This is a genomic window from Micromonospora sp. D75 (assembly GCF_018070405.1).
GTDB lineage: Bacteria > Actinomycetota > Actinomycetes > Mycobacteriales > Micromonosporaceae > Micromonospora > Micromonospora chalcea.
This window is the reverse complement of the sequence record NZ_JAGPXV010000535.1, coordinates 1-4205: the sequence shown is the minus strand read 5'-3', so window position 1 is coordinate 4205 and position 4205 is coordinate 1. Positions and strand designations below refer to the sequence as shown.

Genomic DNA, 4205 nt, shown 5'->3' with positions numbered 1-4205 from the left:
CGCCACGTCCTTGTAGAGCGAGAGCAGGTCCACCTCCTGGTAGTAGCCGCCGCCCTCGGCGGGCAGCGCGGTGTGCCCGAGCAGCGCCACCACCGGCTGGTGGTCGAGCTTGGCGTCGTAGAGGCCGTTGAGGGCGTGGATCGCGCCCGGGCCGCTTGTCACCACCACGCAGCCGAGCGGGCCGCCGCCGTACTTGACGTGCGCGCCGGCCGCGAAACCGGCGGTCTCCTCGTGCCGGACCTGGATGAACCGGGCGCGTCCCTCGGCGCGTTGCAGCGCCGAGGTCATGCCGTTGATCCCGTCGCCCGGGTAGCCGTAGTAGCGATGTACGCCCCACTCGGCGAGCCGGGCCACCAGGTAGTCGGCGACTGTGGCGTCGCGGGGGAGGTTGCCGTCGTGATCCGCGCCCATCGTGGTCCCTCCGTCGCGTCGGCCTTGCGGCTCCGTTCCCCGCCCGGGGCGGCGGAAACCCGGCCCGTGCCGGGGCGCCCCCGGCGGGCCGGGCAGAATCGCGTGGTGCCCGTCCACGAGATCACCGACCCCGACGACGACCGGATCGCCGACTACCGCGCGCTCACCGACGTGGAGCTGCGTACCCGCTGGGAACCGCCGCACGGGCTGTTCATCGCCGAGGGGGAGCTGGTGCTGCGGCGGGCGCTGCGGGCCGGCTACCCGGCCCGGTCGTACCTGGTCGACGCCAAGCGCGTGGACCAGCTCGCCGATCTGGACACCGGTGACGCGCCGGTGTACGCGGCCACGCCGGACGTCCTCCAGCGCGCCACCGGCTTCCACGTGCACCGGGGCGTGCTCGCGTCGTTCCACCGCAAGCCGCTGCGCTCGGCCGACGAGGTGCTGGCCGCCGCCCGGCGGGTGGTGATCCTGGAGGACGTCAACAACCACACCAACCTGGGCGCGATCTTCCGGGGCGCCGCAGCGCTCGGTGTCGACGCGGTGCTGCTGTCGCCGACCTGCGCCGATCCGCTCTACCGGCGCAGCGTACGGGTCAGCATGGGCGAGGTGTTCGCGGTGCCGTACGCGAAGCTCGACAGCTGGCCCGGCGGGCTGGACCAGGTCCGGGCGGCCGGGTTCACCGTGCTCGCGATGACGCCCGCGCCTGATGCCGTACCGGTGCAGCGGCTGACCCCGGCGCAGCGCGAGCGGGCGGCGTTGCTGCTCGGGGCGGAGGGGCCGGGACTGACCGCGGCGGCGCAGGCCGCCAGCGACGTGCGGGTGGTGATCCCGATGCGGCGCGGTGTGGACTCGCTGAACGTGGCCGCCGCGGCGGCGGTGGCGTTCTGGGAGCTGGGGCGGGACGACCCGCTCTGACGACCGGCTTGCATGACCATGCGACGGCGTGCATAATCTTCCTTGTGTCCAAGGTTCTCACCTCCCTGCCCATCGGCGAACGTGTCGGCATCGCCTTCTCCGGCGGCCTCGACACCTCGGTCGCGGTCGCGTGGATGCGCGACAAGGGCGCCATCCCGTGCGCCTACACCGCCGACATCGGCCAGTACGACGAGCCCGACATCGCCTCGGTGCCCGGCCGCGCCCACACCTACGGCGCCGAGGTCGCCCGCCTCGTCGACTGCCGCGCCGCCCTGGTCGAGGAAGGGCTGGCGGCGCTGACCTGCGGCGCCTTCCACATCCGCTCCGGCGGGCGGGCCTACTTCAACACCACGCCGCTGGGCCGGGCCGTGACCGGCACGCTGCTGGTGCGCGCGATGATCGCCGACGACGTGCAGATCTGGGGCGACGGCTCGACGTTCAAGGGCAACGACATCGAGCGGTTCTACCGGTACGGCCTGCTGGCCAACCCGCAGCTGCGGATCTACAAGCCGTGGCTGGACACCGACTTCGTCACCGAACTGGGCGGCCGCACCGAGATGTCGGAGTGGCTGCTGGAGCGCGGCCTGCCCTACCGGGACAGCACCGAGAAGGCGTACTCCACCGACGCCAACATCTGGGGCGCCACCCACGAGGCCAAGACGCTCGAACACCTGGACACCGGCATCGAGACGGTCGAGCCGATCATGGGCGTGAAGTTCTGGGACCCGTCCGTGGAGATCCCCACCGAGGACGTCACCATCGGCTTCGACCAGGGCCGCCCGGTGACGATCAACGGCAAGGAGTTCGGCAGCGCCGTCGACCTGGTGCTGGAGGCCAACGCCATCGGCGGCCGGCACGGCCTGGGCATGTCCGACCAGATCGAGAACCGGATCATCGAGGCCAAGAGCCGGGGCATCTACGAGGCCCCCGGCATGGCGCTGCTGCACGCCGCCTACGAGCGGCTCGTCAACGCCATCCACAACGAGGACACGCTCGCCAACTACCACAACGAGGGCCGCCGCCTCGGCCGCCTCATGTACGAGGGCCGCTGGCTGGACCCGCAGGCGCTGATGCTGCGCGAGTCGCTGCAGCGCTGGGTCGGCACGGCGGTCACCGGCGAGGTCACGCTGCGGCTGCGCCGGGGCGAGGACTACTCGATCCTCGACACCACCGGCCCGGCGTTCAGCTACCACCCGGACAAGCTGTCGATGGAGCGCACCCAGGACTCGGCGTTCGGCCCGGCCGACCGGATCGGCCAGCTCACCATGCGCAACCTCGACATCGCCGACTCTCGCGCCAAGCTGGAGCAGTACGCCTCCGTCGGCATGGTCGGCGGCGGGAACCCGCAGCGGGTCGTGGGCGCCGCCCAGGCGGCCTCGACCGGGCTGATCGGCGCCATGCCGCAGGGCGGCGCCGAGGCCATCGCTTCCCGGGGCGTGCCCACCGCCGAGGACGAGGCGCTCGACCGGGCCGCCATGGAGTTCGGCGTCGACTGATCCCGCAGCCCGGCCGGCTCGTCCTCCCCGGCGAGCCGGCCGGTGCGGCCCTCGGCAACGACGGTGACGCAGGGTAGCGTGTCGCCCGTGTTCCCTACCGTGCGTGAGGTCCTGGACCTGGTGCCGATGCGCCACGGTGCGCCACGCCTGGTCGCCGGGAACGCCGGGCTGGACCGGCCGGTGCGGTGGGTGCACATCGCCGAGGTGCCCGACATCGCCACCCTGCTCGGCGGCGGGGAACTGGTCCTGACCACCGGGATCGGGCTGCCGGCCGATGACGCCGGGCTGCGCGAGTTCATCGGCACCCTGGCCGACGTCGGCGCCTCCGGACTGGTGGTCGAGCTGGGCCGCCGGTACCTCACCGGAGTGCCCCGGGTGATGGCCGCCGCCGCCGAACGCCGCGGCCTGCCCCTGGTCGAGCTGCGCCGGGGCACCCCGTTCGTCCGGATCACCGAGGCGGTGCACGGGCTGATCGTGGACGCCCAGCTCACCGAGCTGCGCGCCACCGAGGAGATCCACCAGCGGTTCACCGACCTGTCGGTGGAGGGCGCCGAACCGGCCGAGGTGCTGCGGCAGGCCGCCGAACTGGCCGGCTGCCCGATGGTGCTGGAGAACCTGTCCCGGCAGGTGCTCGCGTACGACCCGGCGGGGGAGAACGCGGAACTGCTGCTGGACGGCTGGGAACAGCACTCCCGGCAGATCCGCCCGGCCGGGCGCACCGCGTACGACCCGGGCAGCGGCTGGCTCGTCACCACAGTCGGGGCGCGCGGGCAGGACTGGGGACGGCTGCTGCTGCGCTGGCCCGTCGCCGAGTCCACCCCGCCGACCCGGCTGACCATCCTGATCGAGCGGGCCGCCTCCACGCTGGCCCTGGGGCGGCTGATCCGGCGCGACGCCGAGGGCCTGGAACGGCAGATCCACCGTACGCTGCTGACCGCGCTCATCGACCACTCCCGCCCGGTGGACGAGGTGGCGCTGCGCGCCAAGGCGCTGGGCGTCGTCCTGGACCGACGGCACCTGGTCGGCGTGGTGGTCCGGCACCGTGGCGACGAGCCGGCCGCCGGCCCGGGCGCCGACGCCGACCCCGAGGCCGGTCCGGCCCGCCTGCGTGACCTCGCCGAGGCGGTCGGCCAGGCCGTGCGGGACGCCAAACTCACCGCCCTGACCAGCGCCGTCGACGACCATGCGGTGGGGGCGTTGCTGGCCCTGCCCGACGCGGCCGACGAGGAGAAGGCACTCGCCGCGTTCGCCACGGCGTTGCGCCGGGTACGCCTGGACGCCGCCCCGTCCCGCCCTCCGGCCACCCGCACCGTGGTGGCGGCCGGTTCGGGCGTGGGCAGTCTGCGCGAGGCCCGCCGCTCACTCGTCGAGGCGCGTCAGATC

Annotated in this window: 4 protein-coding genes; 3 read left to right on the top strand and 1 reads right to left on the bottom strand. The window is 73.6% G+C overall.

Annotation, left to right across the window (positions count from 1 at the left end):
- Positions 1 to 411 (bottom strand): thiamine pyrophosphate-binding protein (locus KBX39_RS24860; RefSeq protein ID WP_247660554.1); only part of this gene is annotated, 411 nt, incomplete at its 3' end.
- A gap of 66 nt (positions 412 to 477) precedes the next feature.
- Between KBX39_RS24860 and KBX39_RS24855 the strand changes: the two genes are divergently transcribed.
- The 3 genes from KBX39_RS24855 to KBX39_RS24845 all read left to right on the top strand — a co-directional run.
- Entirely contained in the window at positions 478 to 1326 is an 849-nt protein-coding gene (locus KBX39_RS24855; protein ID WP_274479037.1) for an RNA methyltransferase, read from the top strand.
- Positions 1327 to 1370: 44 nt separating this feature from the next.
- Entirely contained in the window at positions 1371 to 2822 is a 1452-nt protein-coding gene (argG, locus tag KBX39_RS24850) for an argininosuccinate synthase (RefSeq protein WP_064445361.1), read from the top strand.
- A 78-nt stretch (positions 2823 to 2900) separates the two neighbouring features.
- Positions 2901 to 4205, top strand: a 1305-nt coding sequence (locus KBX39_RS24845; RefSeq protein ID WP_210872768.1) for a PucR family transcriptional regulator ligand-binding domain-containing protein, incomplete at its 3' end; no start/stop codon positions are given.